Below are 19,630 nucleotides of genomic sequence, written 5' to 3' on the forward strand. Positions count from 1 at the left end.
CGCCTTGCGCTCCACTCGGTGAGCGCGTGCCACACTCAGTAAGCGCGTGCGACGACCGCGACGTTACCGGGTGCGTCGTCGGCGTCCGGCACCGACCCGTCCTCTTCGACCGGACACCGTACGGTCACCGCGTGATCGGCCGGCTCGGCCTCGCCCTCCTCGCCGAGCACGGCCCACGGGATGCGCGCCCAGCCGCCGGCCAGGGCGGCCGGTCCTGGTCCTCTTCCGCTCCCAGTCGACCGCGCGGCGGCCGAAGGGAGTGTCGGTGCGGTCGTCGACGTGGACGCGGACACCGCCCGCCTTCAGCCGGTCGCCGAGCTCGCGGACCTTGGCCAGAACCGCCTCCTCGCCCTTGATCGCGAGCACGACGGCCTGGATCTGCGCCGGCCCCAGCGCGGGAAGTCGTCCGCCCGGGAGGTGAGAACGGGTGCCGTCGCCATGGCGAGACGGTACGGGCCCACGTTGCCGGAATGTGAAATCTCGCCATAGGCACATGACAACTCACAAGCCCTGCCCCATTCCACTGGACGACAGGTCGAGGGGGGAGTTTCCTGGCATACGGGGGTAGTGCGAGCGCACTGTCACGGGGGCCATGGAATCGGGCAAGAGGCAACTCTCGGCGGATTGGGGCGCTTACTTATGACACCTACGCTCGTGCGGCAGCACCTGCCTCACGCGGGGGCAGCACCCCGCGTGGACCTGCGTGCACGCGCGCGTGACTGGTCCGAGATCCAGGAGCGGATGCTCGTACCGCTCTACGAGGCCGTCTACGAGCGACTGGAAGTGGGTCCCGCCACGCGGCTGCTCGGCCTCGGCTGCGGTTCCGGGCTCTCCCTGCTGATGGCCACCGCCCGGGGAGCGGCGGTCACCGGTGTCGACGTTTCCCCCGAAAGAATGGCCCTGGCGCGGGAGCGGCTGCTGCCCGAGGCGTCGGGCACGCGCACGCGTCGGGACATCCGGCTGGTCGACGGCTCGCCCCGGGACACCTCGGTGCCGGGCGCTCCCGGGTACACCATGGTGACCGCCTTCGAGCCGATCGGGTGCCTCGCGGGCGACTCGGAGGGGCTGGGCGGACTGCTCGCGGAGGCGACACCGCTCGCCCAGCGCGGTGCGGCCGTGGTGCTGGCCGGCTGGGGTCCGCCGGAGCGGTGCGCCACGGCGTCCGTGATGCGGGTGGCCACGAAGCTGGCGGAGCCGCTGCGCACCTCGGGCAGCTGGCGTCCCGCCTGCCGTGACGACCTGGAGGATGTCGCCCAGCGGGCCGGGCTCAAGCCGGACGGGTCGGGGCGGGTGGCGTGCCCCTTCGGCTACGCCGATGTGGACAGCGCGGTACGCGGGCTCAAGTCGACGGGGCTGTTCGACGCGGCGATGACGGCTACGGACCAGGCGCAGGTCGACAAGGAGCTGACCGAGGCCCTGCATCCGCACCAGCGGCAGGACGGGACCGTGTGGATGCCGAACGTGTTCCGGTATCTGATCGCCCGGACACCCTGAGGAACGAGATTCCGATGCAGGTGTGAATGGTGTGAAGAAAGCACCTTGGGGGGCTTCTGGTTTCACCAAGTGGATCACGAACGCTTAATGTGATCCACCGCTCGGGGGACCTACACATCTGCATACAGGAGCTGCTGTGCCGCACCACCAGACCGCGCTGCGCCTCGTCGCGCCCGTCGCCGTCCTCGCTCTGACGCTCACCGCATGCGGTGGCGGCGACGACACCGCCGACGCGAAGAGCACGGGCACCGCCCAGGCCAAGACCTCACCGTCGCCGGAGCCGGCCTCCGGCGGCGAGATGGGGACCGGCGAGAGCGCCACGGGCAAGGTCGCGGAGGACCCGGGCGAGGTCACCTACGAGGTCCTGGCGCAGAAGGTCGACGTGGGCACCGAGGCGGAGGCGGCGAAGGCCGTCTCCGAGCCGGACAAGGTCAAGGGCAAGGTGCTGGCCGTCGCGCACCTGAAGTACACGCACAAGAGCGGGCCCGCCCTCACCGACGGTTCCGACGTGCACGACGGCGCCACGGTCTTCGCCGACGGGCAGCGCGGCTCCATCCTCATCGGCGCGTCCGACGACGCCGCGGGCTGCGAGGACCCCTACGACGTCGACAGCTGGAAGCAGGGCGAGAGCCATGTCTTCTGCGAGACGTACGTGATCCCGGCGAACGCCAAGAGCGTCGAGGTCCACTGGTCCGAGGAGGACGGCGAGCCGTACATCTGGAAGTTCCCGAACGGCTGATGCGCGAGCCGCTGAGAACCCGGTGAGGGCGCCCCCTTGGAGAAGGGGTCGCCCTCACTGCGGTTCGGACAGGCCGTCAGCCCATGAACTTCTTGAATTCGTCGGGGAGTTCGAAGTCCTTGCCGCCCTGCTGCGGCAGTCCGAAGGCGCTGCCGCCCTCGGCCGCGGCGGCCCGGCGGGCGGCCTCCTCCTGCTCCTGCTGCTTGCGCTTCATCGGGTTGCCGGAGCGCTGCTTGCCCTTGGCCTGCTTCTGCTTCTTCTTCGTCCGGCCGGGGCCACCACCCATGCCGGGCATCCCCGGCATCCCGGGCATGCCGCCGCCCTGGGCCATGCGGGACATCATCTTGCGGGCCTCGAAGAACCGCTCGACCAGGTTCTTGACCGCGCTGACCTCGACACCGGAGCCCTTGGCGATACGGGCGCGGCGCGAGCCGTTGATGATCGTCGGCTCCTGGCGCTCGGCCGGGGTCATCGACTTGATGATGGCGGCCGTGCGGTCGACGTCCCGCTCGTCGAGGTTGTTGATCTGGTCCTTCATCTGGCCCATGCCCGGGAGCATGCCGAGCAGCTTGGAGATGGAGCCCATCTTGCGGACCTGCTCCATCTGGGCCAGGAAGTCGTCCAGGGTGAAGTCCTGGCCCTTCTTGGACGCCAGCTTGGAGGCCATCTTCTCGGCCTCTTCCTGGCTGAACGTCTTCTCCGCCTGCTCGATCAGGGTGAGCAGGTCACCCATGTCGAGAATGCGGGAGGCCATCCGGTCAGGGTGGAAGGCGTCGAAGTCGTCGAGCTTCTCGCCGTTCGACGCGAACATGATCGGCTTGCCGGTGATCTGCCGGATCGACAGGGCGGCACCACCGCGGGCGTCGCCGTCGAGCTTGGAGAGCACCACGCCGTCGAAGCCGACGCCGTCGCGGAAGGCCTCGGCGGTGTTGACGGCGTCCTGGCCGATCATCGCGTCGACGACGAACAGGATCTCGTCCGGGGAGACGGCGTCGCGGATGTCCGCGGCCTGCTGCATCATCTCCTGGTCGATGCCGAGACGGCCGGCGGTGTCCACGATCACGATGTCGTGGACCTTGGACTTGGCGTGCTCGATGGAGTCCTTGGCGACCTTGACCGGGTCACCGACGCCGTTGCCCGGCTCGGGGGCGTAGACCGCGACACCGGCACGCTCGGCGACGACGCTGAGCTGGTTGACGGCGTTGGGGCGCTGGAGGTCACAGGCGACCAGCAGCGGCGAGTGGCCCTGCTCCTTGAGCCAGCGGCCGAGCTTGCCCGCGAGGGTGGTCTTACCGGCACCCTGCAGACCCGCCAGCATGATCACGGTGGGCGGCTGCTTGGCGAAGCGCAGGCGCCGGGTCTCGCCGCCGAGGATGGTGACCAGTTCCTCGTTGACGATCTTGAGGACCTGCTGGGCGGGGTTCAGCGCCTTGCTGACCTCGGCACCGAGGGCGCGCTCCTTGACGTTCTTGATGAACGTCCGGACGACGGGAAGCGCCACGTCCGCCTCGAGCAGCGCGATCCGGATCTCGCGCGCCGTGGCGTCGATGTCCGCCTCGGAGAGCCGTCCCTTGCCGCGCAGGTTCTTGAAGGTCGCTGAGAGGCGATCGGAAAGAGTATCGAACACGGCGCTCGCGGTCCTCAGGGTTGGTGGCTACAGGGAATCGCCCTCCAGGGTATCCCGGCGTGACAAGTCGCCGGGTCGGCCTCACCCCCGCAGTGTCTCCTCCAGCTTCCGCGCCACCGACGCCGCCTCGTCCCCGGGCAGGGGCGCGCCCTCCGGGCCGGTCACGTAGAAGGCGTCGACGGCGTTGGCGCCGAGCGTCGAGACATGCGCGCTGCGCACCCGCACGCTCGCGTCCTCCAGGGCGCGGCCGATGCGGAACAGCAGGCCCGGGGCGTCCTGGGAGCGGACCTCGATGACCGTGGCCAGCCGGGAGGCGGCCGGGTGGACCGACACCCGGGCCGCGGGGGCGACCACGCCCCGGCGGCGCGGATAGGCCGCGTCCCGTTCGGCGAGCCGGCCGGCGATGTCCAGGGAGCCGTCCAGGGCCCGGACCAGGTCCGCGCGCAGACGGGCGGCCTGCGGCAGGGAGCCGTACTCGGCGGCGACCCGCCAGTCCAGCAGCAGGACGGAGCCGTCGACGCCGTCCGGGAGGTGCAGGGAGCGCAGCTCGGCGGTGCGTACGGTCAGCCGGTGCATGGCGAGGACACCGGCCACCGCGGGCAGCACCCCGGGCTGGTCGGGCACGGCGATGAGCAGCTCGACGCCGAGCGGCTCGGGGTCGCCGGACGGCTCCTGCCCGGCGGGCGGCTCGGTCTGGGCCCGCAGGGCGAGCACCGGGCTGCCGGTCGCGGCCGCCTCCAGGGCGAGCCGCTCCTGCTCGGCGGTCGGCGCGGCCTCCTCGGGGTCGTCCGGGGCGTCCCCGGCGAGCACCGCCGAGACCCGTTTGACCAGGTCGGCGACGAGCGAGCCGCGCCAGGACGACCAGGCGGCCGGGCCGGTGGCGAGGGCGTCGGCCTCGGTGAGCGCGTGCAGCAGTTCCAGGGTGCCCTGGGAGCCGACGGCCTCGGCGACGGAGCGCACCGTGGCCGGGTCCTCCAGGTCGCGCCGGGTGGCGGTCTCGATGAGCAGCAGGTGGTGCCGTACGAGGGTGGAGATGACGGTCACGTCGTGGCGGTCGAAGCCGATGCGGGTGGCCACGTCCTTGGCGATGATCTCGCCCGCCACGGAGTGGTCGCCGGGCCAGCCCTTGCCGATGTCGTGCAGCAGCGCGGCGACCAGCAGCAGGTCGGGGCGGCTGACCTGGCGGGTGAACTCGGAGGCTTGTACGGCGGTCTCGATGAGGTGCCGGTCGACGGTCCACAGGTGCACGGCGTTGCGCTGCGGGCGGCAGCGGACCCGCTCCCAGTCGGGCAGCAGCCGGGTGACCAGCCCCTCGGCCTCCAGCGCCTCCCAGACCTCGATGGTGGGGCGGCCGGAGCCGAGCAGGGTGACGAGCTGCTCGCGGGCCTCGGCGGGCCAGGGCGTGGGCACCGGGCGCACGGTGGCCGCCAGACGCCGTACGGCGTGCAGGGAGAGCGGGAGTCCGGCCTGCGCGGCGGCGGCCGCGGCGCGCAACGGCAGCACGGGGTCGCGCTCGGGGCGCGCGGCACGGGCGAGCACCACCTCGCCGTCCTGCTCCACCACGCCCTCCGCCAGCGGAGACCGCTCGGGGGCCGGCTTCCCCCCGCCCAGCATGGCGCGCAGCCGGGGCCGCACCGCGCGTGAGCGCAGCACACGCCCCACCTCGCGCCAGGTGACGTCGCTGGCGTACGAGACGAGCCGTGCCGCCTCGTACACCTGCCGCAGCAGTGTGTCCGCGTCGAGCAGGCCGAGCTCGGCGGCCACCTGGTCCTGCTCCTGGAGGGCGAGCCGGTCGGTGGCGCGCCCGGTGGCCAGGTGCAGGGCGTCCCGGACGTCGAGGAGCCGGCGCCGGGCGTCGGCCAGGCCCTCGCGCGGGGCGTCGGCGAGCCAGGAGGCGGCGACGGCCCGCAGGGCGGTGGCGTCCCGCAGCCCGCCGCGGGCCTCCTTCAGGTCGGGCTCCAGCAGGTACTGCAGCTCGCCCTGGCGCTCGGCGCGCTCGGCGCACAGTTCCTGGAGTTCGGGGAGGCGTTTGGGCGCCTGGTTGCGCCAGTCGGCCAGGACGGCCGTGCGCAGTGAGGCGGTGAGGCCGAGGTCGCCGGCGATGTGCCGGGCGTCCAGCAGGCCGAGCTGCACCTTGAGGTCCTCGCCGGCGGTCTTGCGGGCCTCGGCGGGGGTGCGGACGGAGTGGTCGAGGTCCAGGCCCAGGTCCCAGACGGGGTACCAGAGCCGGTCGGCGAGGGCGGCGACCGCCTTGGTGTCGCTGCCGTCGTGCAGCAGGAGCAGGTCGAGGTCGCTGCGCGGGGACAGCTCACCTCGCCCGTAGCCGCCGACGGCGATGAGAGAGGCACCGCGCAGGCCCTCGGCGCCCGCGGCGAACAGGCCGGTGAGCCAGTCGTCCGTGAGTTCGGCCAGGGCCGCACGGCGCGGCGGCCCGGACCGCGCCTCCTCGGTGAGGAGACGCAGCCGGGCCGCCGCGTAGCCGCTGGGTCCCGAGTCCTCTGCTTCCTTCTGCACGTCCGTACCCGTCACCCAGCGACTCCTGTTCTGGTTTGGCTGCCTCGAGGGCCTTCAGAGCGCGTCGGGACCGCGCTCGCCGGTCCTCACCCGTACGGCCGTCTCGACCGGGATGGACCAGACCTTGCCGTCACCGATCTTGCCGGTGCGGGCGGCCTTGACCACCACGTCGATCAGCTGCTCGGCGTCGTCGTCCTCGACCAGGACCTCGATGCGGATCTTGGGGACCAGGTCAACGGTGTACTCGGCACCGCGGTAGACCTCGGTGTGGCCCCTCTGACGACCGTAGCCGCTGGCCTCGGTGACCGTCAGGCCGTGTACTCCGAAGGCCTGCAGGGCTTCCTTGATCTCGTCGAGCCGGTGCGGCTTCACGACGGCGGTGATGAGCTTCATGCGTCCACCTTCTTGCTCTCGGCGCCGCCCACGGCGGCCGCTACGGCGGTCTTGGCGGCACCGCCACCGGCACCGCTGAAGTCGTATGCGGTCTCGGCGTGCTCGGCCTGGTCGATACCGGCGACCTCGTCGTCCTCGGGAACCCGCATGCCCATGGTCTTGTCGAGGATGAAGGCGAGGATCGCGGAGACGATCAGGGAGTAGGCGAGGACACCGAAGACACCGGCGCACTGCTTCCAGAACTGTTCCAGGCCGCCCCCGTAGAACAGGCCCGCGACCTCGGACTGGCCCTTGCCGCTGGCGAAGAAGCCGATCAGCAGGGAGCCGAGGATGCCGCCCACCAGGTGGACGCCGACGACGTCCAGGGAGTCGTCATAGCCGAACTTGTACTTCAGGCTGACGGCCATGGCGCACAGCACACCGGCGATGACACCGACGGCGATCGCGCCGAGCGGGGTGACCGCGCCACCGGCCGGGGTGATGGCGACCAGACCCGAGACCGCGCCGGAGGCGGCGCCCAGGGTGGTGAAGGCGCCGTGGCGGATCTTCTCGTAGGCGAGCCAGCCGAGGACGGCGGCGGCGGTGGCGATCTGCGTGTTGACGAACATCAGGGAGCCGACGCCGTCGTCGTTGCCGAGCCAGGAGCCGGCGTTGAAGCCGAACCAGCCGAACCACAGCAGACCGGCACCGAGCATGACCAGCGGCAGGCTGTGCGGGCGCATCGGGTCCTTCTTGAAGCCGACGCGCTTGCCAATGACCAGGATCACGCCGAGCGCGGCGGCACCGGCGTTGATGTGGACCGCCGTACCGCCGGCGAAGTCGATGACGCCCATGTCGAAGGCCCAGCCGCCCTCACCCCAGACCCAGTGGGCGACGGGGAAGTAGACGATCGTGGCCCACAGCGCGATGAACAGCGCCCAGGCGGAGAACTTCACACGGTCCGCGAGCGCACCGCTGATCAGGGCGGGCGTGATGATCGCGAACATCAGCTGGAAAACCATGAAGGTCAGGAGCGGGATGTTGGTCGAGCCCCAGAGCTCGCCCGTGTCCACCCCGGTGAGGCCGACCCAGTCGGAGTTCCAGCCGATGAGGCTGCCGGAGTCGGTGCCGAACGCCATGGAGAAGCCGTACAGCACCCACAGGATGGTGACGATCCCAAGGCTGATGAAGCTCATCATCAGCATGTTCAGGGTGCTCTTGACGCGGACCATGCCTCCGTAGAAGAAGGCCAGACCCGGGGTCATGAGCATCACCAGGGCGGAACAGATGAGCATGAACCCTGTGTTCGCGGCAGAGAGCTTGGGCGCCTCTGCGGCAAGGGTGATGGCTGGTGCCATCGGCGTCTCCTCGTCATTGGTACGGCCCCGTGCGGGCGAAGCCTCGAGCGGATTGAGGGGCGGGCCGGTTATGCGCCACGAGATTGGCGCAGCGCGGTTTCGGTCGAAGCCCCTCGTTGTTTCGCGACCGTGACGAAGGCGCGTTCTGTGTTACGCGTCGATGAACTGCCGGATTGCGGGCGAGCCGATCGTTATCGTGGCGCAACCTTCGGCTTTCAGGCAGCCGTGGGCACACAGACCGGCCGCGGTCGGCCTTCCGATGACCTGGCATGGGGGAGCCGAGTCGGGCAGTTCGGGAGGGCCGGCCGCGGCCGGGGTTCAGGGGGGCGTACGGCGTCTCAGACCGCCTCTGCGGTCTCCGGCAGTTCGACGGCGAGCCGCTCGGTGAGGTCGACGACCTCGCCGAGGTCGCCGAAGTCGCGGGCGGCGGTGTCGACCGTCTTTCGAATACGGGTGTTGACGCGCTCGGAACGCACCTTCTTGGCCACCTGCATGGCCTCGGTGGCGAAGACCGTGCTGTGTTCGGGTTCGCGCTGGAGGAGGTGCACCGTGGCCATGCCGATCAGGTTCAGCGCGTACGACCGCTGGTGCTCGCCGTCTTCGGCGAAGAGCTCCACGGCCCGGTTCATCAGAGGCTCGGCCAGCGAGGCGTAGGTGGGGCTGCGGCCGGCGACGTAGGCCAGGTCACGGTACGAGTGGGAGTTCTCGCCGTACAGCTCGGCCTCGGAGAAGAAGCGGATCCAGTCGGGGTCCGGCTCGTCCCACTCGTCGGCCTCGGAGAAGGTGTCCTCGGCCATCCGGACCGCCCGCTTGCACTTGCCGGGCTGCCCCATGTTGGCGTAGGCGCGGGCCTCCATCGCATACAGCATCGACTGGGTGCGCGGGCTCGCGCAGTCCCGGCTGCCGTACTGCGCGAGGTGGATCAGCTCCAGCGCGTCGTCGGGCCGGCCGAGGTGGATCATCTGGCGGCTCATGCTGGACAGCACATACGAGCCGAGGGGCCGGTCACCGGCCTCCTTGGCGGCGTGCAGCGCGAGGACGAAGTACTTCTGCGCGGTCGGCTGGAGCCCGATGTCATACGACATCCAGCCGGCCAGTTCGGCGAGCTCGGCGGCGACCTTGAACAGCCGGCGGGTGGTGGACTCCGGCTGGGGCTCCTGGAGGAGGTCCGTCACCTCGTGCAGCTGCCCGACGACCGCCTTGCGGCGCAGGCCGCCGCCGCACTGGGCGTCCCACTGCCGGAACATCACCGTCGTGGACTCCAGGAGGTCCAGCTCGGGCTTGGAGAGCCGGCCGCGGCCTCGCCCGGAGCCGCCCGCGGGCTCGGGCTCGGGCTCGGACCGCGGGGCCGGAGGCGAGGGGACGAGCCAGCGCTGCATGGGCTCGATGAGGGACGGGCCCGCGGACAGGACCAGTGAGCTCCCGAGGAAGCCGCGCCGCGCCAGCATCAGGTCGCTGCGCGAGAACTCGCTGAGCAGGGCCACGGTCTGCGGGCCCGTCCAGGGCAGGTCGACGCCGGTCGCGGAGGGCGACTGGCGCGCGGTGCGCAGCCCCAGGTCCTCGACGGAGACGACGACGCCGAAGCGCTCCGAGAACAACTCGGACAGGATCCTGGGGATCGGCTCGCGGGGGTTCTCGCCGTCGAGCCAACGGCGCACGCGCGAGGTGTCCGTGGAGATGTGGTTGGCACCCAACTGCCGTGCCCTGCGGTTGACCTGGCGGGCGAGCTCGCCCTTGGACCAACCGCTGCGCACGAACCAGGAGGTGAGCAGCTCGTTCGGGCGCTTGTCAGCGTGCGTCGCGCTTGCAGCGTTCGTTCCGCTTCCGCCGTTGCCGCTCACTGGAACGCCCCCATCCCTGAGACCACTTGTCGCCGAGTGCGCCAAGCCCTATCAGCATGCCGGTTCGTACGGCCGTCCGTCCGGCCCTTGTCACCCTTCGAACGGAATGACGACTTGCCTCCGGCATACCCACGAGCGCATGTGCCCCCAGAACTCGTGCACACAAAGTAATCCTACGATCACCCGTCCAGCCACGGCTCACACGGAAACGCCACCATTCGCCACCCCATCGAATGAACTCACGTACGCCTGCGCGCGATTCACTTGACACAGCACCACCAGAAGCGGGTGCAGCGATGCACTCGGGGGCGCGCGTCGTCGGGCACGCCACCCCGGGCACATCCGGGCGCTGAATGAACAGACCGCCTCCGGGAAGGCGGGAACAGAGAGTTACGCATCGCGTCCGCTGCGTAACCACCGCTGCGTCGGACCCGTTGGAGGGGGCATGGGCTTCACGATCGGCATCAGCCGGGGCATGCGCGACATCCGGTCCGGCTCACGCCGCCGCGGCCGCACCTCGGACGGCACGGCGGTGGCCGAGTACACCGGCCTGTGGGGCTGGGACGTCGTACCGGGTGCCAGGGCCTCGGCGGGCGCCTGCTCCTGCGGCCGCGGCGACTGCCCGGCGCCGGGCGCGCACCCGCTGGACTTCGCGCCGGTCGTCCCCGCCGGGGCGACGCTGGACGACGTGACCGAGAGGTGGGGCGAGTTCCCCGGCGCCTCCGTGATGCTGCCGGTCGGCCGGGCGTTCGACGTCATCGAGGTGTCCGAACCCGCCGGCTGCCGCGCCCTGGCCCGGCTGGAGCGCATGGGCCTGCCCGTCGGCCCGGTCGCGGTGACTCCGGACGGCCGCGCCCACTTCTTCGTCGCCCCCGGCGCCGCCGCCGACCTGCCCGGCCTGCTCTACCGCATGGGCTGGGACGACCCGGACTCCCTCGACCTGCGCGGCCTCGGGCCGGGCGCGCACATCACGGCGCCGCCCTCGGACCGCGGCGGCCTCGGCCCGGTTCGCTGGCTGCGCTCCCCCGCCCTGGACTCGGCGTCCCGGCCGCCGGAGGCCCGCCTGGTGCTGGGCACGCTGGCGTATGTGGCACACCGGTCGCGGGCCTGAGGCCTGCCGGCCCTGACCCACACGGCGAAGCGCCCGGCCCCGACTGCACTTCGGGGGCGGGCGCTTCTCGCGCGGGTGCGGATTTTCGGAGGTCGTTCCTCGGCAGGTGCCGAGCTCACTCTCCGATAAGGGCGTCAACGAACGCCTCCGGCTCGAACGGCGCCAGGTCGTCCGCGCCCTCGCCGAGCCCGATGAGCTTGACCGGGACGCCCAGCTCGCGCTGGACCGCGACCACGATGCCGCCCTTGGCCGTGCCGTCCAGCTTGGTGAGCACGATGCCGGTGATGTTGACGACCTCGGCGAAGACCCGGGCCTGGACCAGGCCGTTCTGGCCGGTCGTGGCGTCCAGGACGAGCAGCACCTCGTCGACCGGGGCGTGCTTCTCCACGACCCGCTTGACCTTGCCGAGCTCGTCCATGAGGCCGGTCTTGGTGTGCAGGCGTCCGGCGGTGTCGATGAGCACGACGTTCGCGCCCATCTCCTTGCCCTCCTTGACCGCGTCGAAGGCGACGGAGGCCGGGTCGCCGCCCTCCGGTCCGCGCACGGTGTGGGCGCCGACCCGCTCGCCCCAGGTCTGGAGCTGGTCTGCGGCGGCGGCACGGAAGGTGTCTGCGGCGCCGAGGACGACGCTCTGGCCGTCGGCCACCAGGACGCGGGCGAGCTTGCCGGTGGTGGTGGTCTTGCCGGTGCCGTTGACACCGACGACCATCACGATGCCCGGCTTGCGGTCCTCCGGCTCGGTCTTGACCGCGCGGTCCATGTCGCGGCCGACCAGCGTGACCAGTTCCTCGCGGAGCAGGGTGCGCAGTTCCTCGGGGGTGCGGGTGCCGAGCACCTTCACGCGCTCGCGCAGCCGCTCGACCAGTTCCTGGGTGGGCTGCACGCCGACATCGGCGGTGAGGAGCGTGTCCTCGATCTCCTCCCAGGTGTCCTCGTCGAGGTGCTCGCGCGCGAGCAGGGTGAGCAGCCCCTTGCCGAGGGCGTTCTGCGAGCGGGAGAGCCTGGTCCGCAGCCGGACCAGACGGCCGGCGGTGGGTTCCGGGATCTCGATCCCGGGAGCTTCGGCGGGCGGCTCCTCGACTACGACCGGAGCCGAGCCGTCCGGGAGATCCACCTCCTCTATCGTGCGCCGCGGTTCCTCCCGCGGCGTCTCGGCCTCGTCGCCGACGTGCGGCTCGGCCGGTGGGGCGGTGATGTCGGGCGCGGCGGGCGGGGGCGGGGGCAGCTGCTTCTTGCGCCGGCTGCCGACGATGAGCCCGCCGAGCGCGCCGATCACGACCACGGCGATGACTACAGCAAGGATGACGATGTCCATAACGCGTCCAGTATCAGTCATGGGGCCCCGGGTCACCCCGCTCGCACCGCCCCGGAGGGCCGCGGGCCGCCGGATCTCCACACCCCTGGATGTCTGACGCCTCGTCAGCTAACGTCCCCCGGACACCCGCCCGGTGGAGGGAGACGCCCCCATGCCCGTCACGGTCGCACGCTTCAACCTCGTCGCTCCCGGGGCCGGCCCCGCCGAGCTCGGCGCCCGGTACCGGGCGGCCCTGGAAATGGCCGCGTACGCCGACGACCGGGGCGTGAGCACCGTGCAGACGGAGGAGCACCACGGGGCCGGGAACAACTGGCTGCCGTCGCCGTTCGCCTTCGCGGGGGCCGTCTTCGGCGCGACCCGGCGTGTCGCGGTCACCGTCTCGGCGATCATCGGGCCGCTGCACGACCCGCTGCGGCTGGCCGAGGAGATCGCCGTGCTGGACCTGCTGAGCAACGGCCGGCTGGTGACGGTCGCCGGGATCGGGTACCGGCCCGAGGAGTACGACCTGTTCGGCGTGGACTTCGCCCGGCGTGGCAAGCTCCAGGACGAGCTGCTGGAGACGCTGCTGAAGGCGTGGACCGGCGAGCCCTTCTCCTACCGGGGCCGCACCGTCCGCATCACTCCGCGCCCCTTCACCGACCCGCACCCGCTGCTCCTGGTCGGCGGCTCCTCCAGGGCAGCCGCCCGCCGCGCCGCCCGGCTGGGACTGCCGTTCTTCCCCAGCGCGCATCTGCCGGAGCTGGAGGCGTACTACAAGGAGCTGCTCGTCGAGTACGGCACCGAGGGCTGGGTGATGATGCCGGCCGCCGAGACGCCCCTGCTGCACGTGGCCGAGGACCCGGACCGGGCCTGGGCGCAGTACGGGCAGCACTTCCTGCACGAGGCGCGCACGTACGCCTCCTGGCAGTCGGGCGGGGTGCGCTCGGCGGTGAAGTCGGCCGCGACGACGGTCGAGGACCTGCGCGCGGAGGGCGTGTACCGGATCCTCACCCCGGACGATTGCGTGGCGCTGGGGCTGGACTCCTACGTCCTGCATCCGCTGGCGGGCGGGATGCCGGTGGAGGAGGGGTGGCGGAGTCTGCAGCTGTTCTGCGAGCAGGTGCTGCCCCGGCTGGGGAGCTGACGCACGGATATCCGGTGGCCGGCCGCGACACCCCGGTGGTCCACTGACGCCATGAGTCTCTCGGTCGACGTGTTCCTGCGGGAGCCGGACGGGCAGTGGCGGGTACTCGACGTCCCCGAGGGGCGCGACGACTCGGCCGGGTTCGAGTCCTGGCGCCGAACCGTGTGGGGATCGCAGCCGGTGCGCGCGCTGGGGGCCCGGTTCCTGCCCGTGCTGGCCGACGACGACCTGGAGGTCGAGGCCGAGGACGTGGCGGAGTTCCTGCGCGAGGTGGCACTGCTGCGTGACCACCTCGACGCGATCGCCGAGAGCACCCGGCGCCCGCGAGGGCTCGCCGAGCACCGGGCGGGGCTGGTGCGGCGGCTGCGGAACCTGGAGGTGGCCGCCCTGCACGCCCGGGTGATCGGCGGCGGCGTCCTGATCTGGTGAAACGACAGACCGCCGCCCCGGCTCGGGCAGTGGCCGAACCGGGGCGGCGGCGGGTTACGGGGAGAGGGCAGCGGGGACTTTGGCCCTTCTCCCCGAGTCGCGGCGGGCCTAGGTCGTGTCCGCCAAGTCCCGCCTGCCTCGCGGCGTCTGGCACGCACTCTCGCCGCACCGGGCGAACCCCCAAGTACGTCCAGTACGAGGGGCTCCGCCCGGCACACCAAGAGCACGCACCAGACGCCGCGGGGCCCGCCCTCCGGGCGAACGACGGGACTTTGCGGACACGACCTAGCCCATCTCCTCCAGGGCCTTGCCCTTCGTCTCCTTGACGAACTTCAGGACGAACGGGATCGAGAGCGCGGCGAACGCGGTGTAGATCACGTAGGTCAGGGAGAGGTTCCACTCGGCCAGCGACGGGAAGCTCGCGGTGATGGCCCAGTTGGCGATCCACTGCGCGGCGGCTGCCACGCCCAGGGCGGCGGCACGGATCCGGTTCGGGAACATCTCGCCGAGCATGACCCAGACGACCACACCCCAGGACAGGGCGAAGAAGAGGACGAAGACGTGCGCGGCGATCAGGGCGATCCAGCCCTGCGCGGCCGGCAGCTTGCCGTCGACGAGGTGGTACGAGAACGCCCAGGCCTCCAGGGCGAGGCCGATGACCATGCCGACCGAGCCGATGATCGCGAGCGGCCTGCGTCCGATGCGGTCGACGAAGATCATCGCGATGACGGTGCCGAGGATGTTGATGATCGACGTGGTGAAGGAGTAGAAGAACGAGTCCGTCGGGTCGACGCCGACCGACTGCCACAGCGTCGAGGAGTAGTAGAACGCGACGTTGATGCCGACGAACTGCTGGAAGACCGACAGGCCGATACCGACCCAGACGATCGGCTTGAAGAAGAAGCTGCCGCCGAGCAGGTCCTTGAAGCTCGACTTGTGCTCGCTCTTCATGGCGCCTTCGATCTCGGCGACACGGGCGTCCAGGTCGATGTCCTTGCCCTCGACCTCGGTGAGGATCTCCCGGGCGCGCTCGTGCTTGCCGACGGAGATGAGGAAGCGCGGCGACTCGGGGATGGCGAAGGAGAGCAGCCCGTAGAGGATGGCCGGGACGACCATGACGCCGAGCATGACCTGCCAGGCCTCCAGGCCCATCAGCTTGCCGCGCTGGTCGCCGTCGGCGGCGTTCAGCAAGCCCCAGTTGACCAGCTGCGACACGGCGATGCCGATGACGATCGCGGCCTGCTGGAAGGAGCCGAGCCTGCCGCGGTAGGCGGGCGGGGCGACCTCGGCGATGTAGGCCGGGCCGATCACGGACGCCATGCCGATGGCGAAGCCGCCGACGACGCGCCAGAAGGCGAGGTCCCACAGCGCGAAGGGCAGCGCGGAACCGACGGCGCTGACCGTGAAGAGGACCGCGGCGATCTGCATGCACCGGATACGGCCGATGCGGTCGGCTATGCGGCCGGCGGTGGCGGCGCCGATGGCGCAGCCGATGAGGGCGATGGCGATGACCTGGGCCAGGGCTGCGGAGCCGACGTCGTAGCGGCCTCGGATGGCCTCGACGGCGCCGTTGATCACGGAGCTGTCGTAGCCGAAGAGGAAACCGCCCATCGCGGCCGCCGCCGCGATGAAGATGACATGCCCGAGATGATCGGGATGAGCCGTCCTGGCTCCTGACTTGGGGGCCTGCGCTGTGCTGGTCACGTGTACTCCTCGGGCCACCGGCAACGCTGCCGGAGGGGATCAGCCCTTCGAGGTTCACCTGAAGGTACCTGAAGGTAAAAGGAACGTTGCCGAGACTATGCCTTCAAGTTTCGAAGTCAATAGGGCGAGAGTCGTGAATCTGAGGCAGGAGTGTGTCGGCTATGTGTTCAAGTGTTGAAGTCATAGAGCGCCGCAGGTGAGGCCGATGTAGAGGCCACGCATCTAGCGGAGGCGCTGGCTGATGACCTTCGACACACCGTCGCCCTGCATGGAGACGCCGTAGAGCGCGTCGGCGACCTCCATCGTGCGCTTCTGGTGGGTGATCACGATCAGCTGGGAGGCTTCCTGGAGCTCCTGCATGATCCGGATGAGCCGCTGGAGGTTGGTGTCGTCGAGGGCAGCCTCGACCTCGTCCATGACGTAGAACGGGCTGGGCCGCGCCTTGAAGATCGACACGAGCATCGCCACCGCGGTCAGCGACCGCTCCCCGCCCGAGAGCAGCGACAGCCGCTTGACCTTCTTGCCCGGCGGACGCGCCTCGACGTCCACGCCCGTGGTGAGCATGTTGTCGGGGTCGGTCAGCACCAGCCGCCCCTCGCCACCGGGGAACAGCCGGCTGAAGACGCCCTCGAACTCCCGGGCCGTGTCGCGGTAGGCCTCGGTGAAGACCTGCTCGACACGCTCGTCGACCTCCTTCACCACCTGCAGGAGGTCCGCCCGCGTCTTCTTCAGGTCCTCGAGCTGCTCGCTGAGGAACTGGTGGCGTTCCTCCAGGGCCGCGAACTCCTCCAGGGCGAGCGGGTTCACCTTGCCGAGCTGCTGGTAGGCACGCTCGGCCGACTTCAGGCGCTTCTCCTGCTCGGCCCGGAGATACGGCCGGGGCCGGTTGCGCGGGTGCTCCGGGTCATCCGGCAGCTCCTCGCCCTCGGCGGGGGGCGAGGGCGGCACGAGCTGATGCGGACCGTACTCCGCCACCAACCCGGCCGGTTCGACACCCAGCTCCTCCAGCGCCTTGGTCTCCAACTGCTCGATGCGCAGCCGCTTCTCGGCGCCGAGTACCTCGCCACGGTGAACCGAATCCGTCAACTTGTCGAGTTCGGCCTTGAGATCGCGCCCCTCGGTGCGGGCACGGGCGAGCTCCTGCTCGCGGCGGGCCTTCGCGGCCTCGGCGGCGGTGCGCTCCTCGTCGGCGCGGGCCAGGGAGACCTCGACGTGCGCGAGCAGCTGCCTCGCACCCGCGCCGACGGCCTCGGCCACGGCCGCCTCGTGCCGCAGCCGGGCCCGCCGCTGCTCGGCACGCGCGCGTGCCTCGCGTTCCGCGCGGGCGGCCCGGTCCAGGGAGTCGGCCCGTCCGGCCAGGCCCTTGACCCGTTCCTCGTGCGTACGGACCTGGAGGCGGGCCTCCATCTCGGTCTGGCGGGCGTTGGCACCGTCGGCGGCGAGCCGGTCCCGGGCGGAGGTGTCGGGCTCCTCCTCGATCGGCATCTCCTCGGCGACGGCGAGCCGCTCGGCGAGTTCCTCGACCTCTTGGAGCGCCTTGTCGAGGGCTTCCTGGGCACGGGCCGCGGCGGCGGTGGCACGCTCTGCTTCACCGGTCGCACCACGCGCCTGGCCCGCGAGCCGCCCGAGCTGCTGGGCGACGCCCGACTTCTCCCGGTCGGCGGCCCGGCGCCGCTCCCCCAGCTCCTCGACCAGCGCGGCACACTCCTTGCGCCGCTCGACGGCCGCGTGCTGCGTCCCGGTCAGCTCCTCGCAGCGGACGGCCAGCTCCTCCAGCTCCGCGGCGGCCTCGTCGACGGAGGCCTGCACCTCCAGGAGGCTGGGGGCGCCTGCGGAGCCGCCGTGGGCGAAGTGGGCGCCCAGCAGGTCGCCTTCGGCGGTGACCGCGGTGAGATCGGGGTGGGTGTAGACGAGGTCCTCGGCGTCTTCGAGGGTGCCGACGACGACGATGCCGTGGAGGAGGCGTCGGACGGCGGGCATCAGGTCGGAAGGGCCGCGGACCAGGTCTGCGGCGTAGGTGTGTCGTGCGTCTGCGGATGCGTCGTGGCCGGTCGCGCAGTGCCCTGCGCCCCCAGGGCGAGGATCTCCTGCCAAGAGCAGAGTGGCCCGGCCTCCGTCCTGTTTGCGGAGGAGTCTGATCGCGTCCGCCGCCGAGGCCGGGCTCGTGACGGCGATCGCGTCCGCCGCCGCCCCGAACGCCGCGGCCAGAGCGACCTCGTGCCCCGGGGTCACCGTCAGGAGCTCCGCCGCCGGGCCGAGCAGGCCGGAGAGGCGGTCCTTTGCCGCGAGCAGCATCCCGGTGCCGTCCTTGCGGCGCAGACCGAGCGCCAGGGCCTCGTGGCGGGCCTGGGTGGCCGCGCGTCTCCGCTCCGCCGCCGTGGCCTCCTCGCGGGCTGCCGTGAGGGCGGCCTCGGCCTCGGCCAGCTGCTGCTTCGCCGCCTCGTGCCGCTCGGAGAGTTCCGCGTCGCCGGCGTCGAGGCCGTCGACCTCGGACTTGAGGGCCTCGTACTCCTCCTGGGCGGCGACGGCACGTTCCTGCGCCTCGTCGCGGGCGGCGGCCAGGCGCTCGATCTCGGCCTGGGCGGAGGCCGCGCGGGAGCGGGCGGCGTTGACCTGGCCGCTGAGCCGGGCCAGACCCTCGCGCCGGTCGGCGATGGCGCGGGCGGCGTCCCTCAGGCGCCGTTCCTCCTGGGTGAGCGCGCGTTCCAGCTCGGCGCGGTGGGCGACCGTGTCCTCCAGGGCGCGTTCGGCGGCCTCCAGGGCCGCCTCCAGCTCGGCCTCCTGCTCGCGGATACGGGCGGCCTCGCGCTCCATGTCCTCGGGGTCGCGGCCGCGTCGCTCCTCGGGGGGCGCGGAGGTGGCGCTCTTCACGCGGGCGTCGGCCAGCGAGATCGTGCCGCGCACCCGCTCGGCGAGCTGGGACAGCTCGTACCAGGTCTGCTGGGCGCGCTGGAGCCGCGGCGTGAGCTGCCGGACCTCGTCCTCCAGCAGGGCCTCGCGCTGGAGCGCCTTGCGCAGCTCCTGCTCGGCGGACTCCTTGCGCTCCTTCAGTGCGGCCTCGTCGGCGACCTCGGCCTTGAGGGCGTCCCGCAGCCGCACGAGGTCGTCGGCCAGCAGGCGCAGGCGGGCGTCGCGCAGGTCGGCCTGGATGACGGCGGCCCTGCGGGCGACGGCGGCCTGGCGGCCGAGCGGCTTGAGCTGCCGTCTGAGCTCGTCGGTGAGGTCCTGCACGCGCGCGAGGTTGGCCTGCATCGCGTCCAGCTTGCGCAGCGCCTTCTCCTTGCGCTTGCGGTGCTTGAGGACGCCGGCGGCCTCCTCGATGAAGGCGCGGCGGCCCATGGGATCGGCGTGCAGCACGGAGTCGAGCTGGCCCTGCCCGACGATCACGTGCATCTCGCGGCCGATGCCGGAGTCGGAGAGGAGGTCCTGGATGTCGAGGAGGCGGCAGGTGTCGCCGTTGATCTGGTACTCGCTGCCGCCGTTGCGGAACATGATCCGCGTGATGGTGACCTCGGCGTACTCGATGGGCAGGGCCCCGTCGGAGTTGTCGATGGTCAGGGACACCTCGGCCCGGCCCAGCGGGGGGCGGCCGGTGGTGCCGGCGAAGATGACGTCCTCCATCTTGCCGCCGCGCAGCGACTTGGCGCCCTGCTCGCCCATGACCCAGCTGAGCGCGTCGACGACGTTGGACTTGCCCGAGCCGTTCGGTCCGACGACGCACGTGATCCCCGGCTCGAACCGGAGGGTGGTCGCCGAGGCGAACGACTTGAACCCGCGGAGGGTCAGGGCCTTGAGGTGCACGCCGCCGGACTCTACCGCCCGGGTTGGTCTCACTCCATGAACCCACGGTTTCGCCGCTGAACGCGCAGGGCACATCAGACGTTAAAGACGGTGAAAGGATGCGGGGGCAAGAAAGAAGGGACGCCGACAGGGCGTCCCTTGCACTTCTGACAACTTGGCGGTTGTGACGGGCGGCCCAACCACTGCTGTGCTGTTGTGGAGC

13 protein-coding genes and 1 pseudogene are annotated in these 19,630 nt (G+C 71.4%); 5 read left to right on the forward strand and 9 right to left on the reverse strand.

What is annotated here, in order from left to right; all coding sequences use genetic code 11:
• Positions 1–35 precede the first annotated feature (35 nt).
• Positions 36–474 (reverse strand): annotated as a pseudogene (locus G3I77_RS24455) (His/Gly/Thr/Pro-type tRNA ligase C-terminal domain-containing protein); the annotation flags it as partial.
• 165 nt (positions 475–639) lie between these two features.
• Here G3I77_RS24455 and G3I77_RS24460 point away from each other — a divergent pair.
• Positions 640–1,494: a class I SAM-dependent methyltransferase gene (locus tag G3I77_RS24460; protein WP_248507177.1), complete on the forward strand. Its 855-nt coding sequence runs from the start codon at positions 640–642 to the stop codon at positions 1,492–1,494.
• 136 nt (positions 1,495–1,630) lie between these two features.
• Entirely contained in the window at positions 1,631–2,233 is a 603-nt protein-coding gene (locus G3I77_RS24465; RefSeq protein ID WP_248507178.1) for a hypothetical protein, read from the forward strand.
• 76 nt (positions 2,234–2,309) lie between these two features.
• Here the strand turns inward: G3I77_RS24465 and ffh are convergent, their stop codons facing one another.
• The 5 genes from ffh to G3I77_RS24490 form a co-directional block, all read right to left on the reverse strand.
• The gene (ffh, locus tag G3I77_RS24470) at positions 2,310–3,860 is read right to left on the reverse strand and encodes a signal recognition particle protein (protein WP_161368183.1); all 1,551 of its coding nucleotides are present in this window, start codon (positions 3,858–3,860) and stop codon (positions 2,310–2,312) included.
• Positions 3,861–3,941: 81 nt separating this feature from the next.
• The gene (locus G3I77_RS24475) at positions 3,942–6,389 is read right to left on the reverse strand and encodes a [protein-PII] uridylyltransferase (RefSeq protein WP_248507179.1); all 2,448 of its coding nucleotides are present in this window, start codon (positions 6,387–6,389) and stop codon (positions 3,942–3,944) included.
• Between the two features lie 39 nt (positions 6,390–6,428).
• A complete protein-coding gene (locus G3I77_RS24480; RefSeq protein WP_030231663.1) occupies positions 6,429–6,767 on the reverse strand; it encodes a P-II family nitrogen regulator in 339 nt (112 codons plus the stop codon).
• Positions 6,764–8,104 (reverse strand): ammonium transporter, encoded by a 1,341-nt coding sequence (locus G3I77_RS24485; RefSeq protein WP_248507180.1) that lies wholly within the window; start codon positions 8,102–8,104, stop codon positions 6,764–6,766. The genes G3I77_RS24480 and G3I77_RS24485 overlap by 4 nt, the downstream gene beginning before the upstream one ends.
• Positions 8,105–8,442: 338 nt before the next feature.
• A complete protein-coding gene (locus G3I77_RS24490) occupies positions 8,443–9,945 on the reverse strand; it encodes a hypothetical protein (RefSeq protein ID WP_248507182.1) in 1,503 nt (500 codons plus the stop codon).
• A 445-nt stretch (positions 9,946–10,390) separates the two neighbouring features.
• On the opposite strand from G3I77_RS24490, the gene G3I77_RS24495 reads away from it, so the two are divergent.
• Positions 10,391–11,056 carry a bifunctional DNA primase/polymerase gene (locus G3I77_RS24495; RefSeq protein WP_248507184.1) on the forward strand — a complete coding sequence of 222 codons (666 nt, stop codon included), beginning with the start codon at positions 10,391–10,393 and terminating at the stop codon, positions 11,054–11,056.
• 115 nt (positions 11,057–11,171) lie between these two features.
• Here G3I77_RS24495 and ftsY read toward each other — a convergent pair whose 3' ends face one another.
• Complete coding sequence (gene ftsY / locus G3I77_RS24500; protein ID WP_248507186.1) at positions 11,172–12,371, reverse strand: signal recognition particle-docking protein FtsY; 1,200 nt, start codon at positions 12,369–12,371, stop codon at positions 11,172–11,174.
• A gap of 151 nt (positions 12,372–12,522) precedes the next feature.
• On the opposite strand from ftsY, the gene G3I77_RS24505 reads away from it, so the two are divergent.
• Entirely contained in the window at positions 12,523–13,494 is a 972-nt protein-coding gene (locus G3I77_RS24505) for an LLM class flavin-dependent oxidoreductase (protein ID WP_248507188.1), read from the forward strand.
• Between the two features lie 51 nt (positions 13,495–13,545).
• Complete coding sequence (locus tag G3I77_RS24510) at positions 13,546–13,923, forward strand: hypothetical protein (protein ID WP_248507189.1); 378 nt, start codon at positions 13,546–13,548, stop codon at positions 13,921–13,923.
• Positions 13,924–14,208: 285 nt separating this feature from the next.
• On the opposite strand, the gene G3I77_RS24515 is transcribed toward G3I77_RS24510, so the two are convergent.
• Both G3I77_RS24515 and smc read right to left on the reverse strand, forming a co-directional pair.
• Entirely contained in the window at positions 14,209–15,627 is a 1,419-nt protein-coding gene (locus tag G3I77_RS24515; RefSeq protein WP_248507190.1) for a sugar porter family MFS transporter, read from the reverse strand.
• Between the two features lie 222 nt (positions 15,628–15,849).
• Positions 15,850–19,428 (reverse strand): chromosome segregation protein SMC, encoded by a 3,579-nt coding sequence (gene smc / locus G3I77_RS24520; protein ID WP_248507191.1) that lies wholly within the window; start codon positions 19,426–19,428, stop codon positions 15,850–15,852.
• Positions 19,429–19,630 lie beyond the last annotated feature (202 nt).

Source organism: Streptomyces sp. D2-8 (genome assembly GCF_023184515.1).
Lineage (GTDB): Bacteria > Actinomycetota > Actinomycetes > Streptomycetales > Streptomycetaceae > Streptomyces.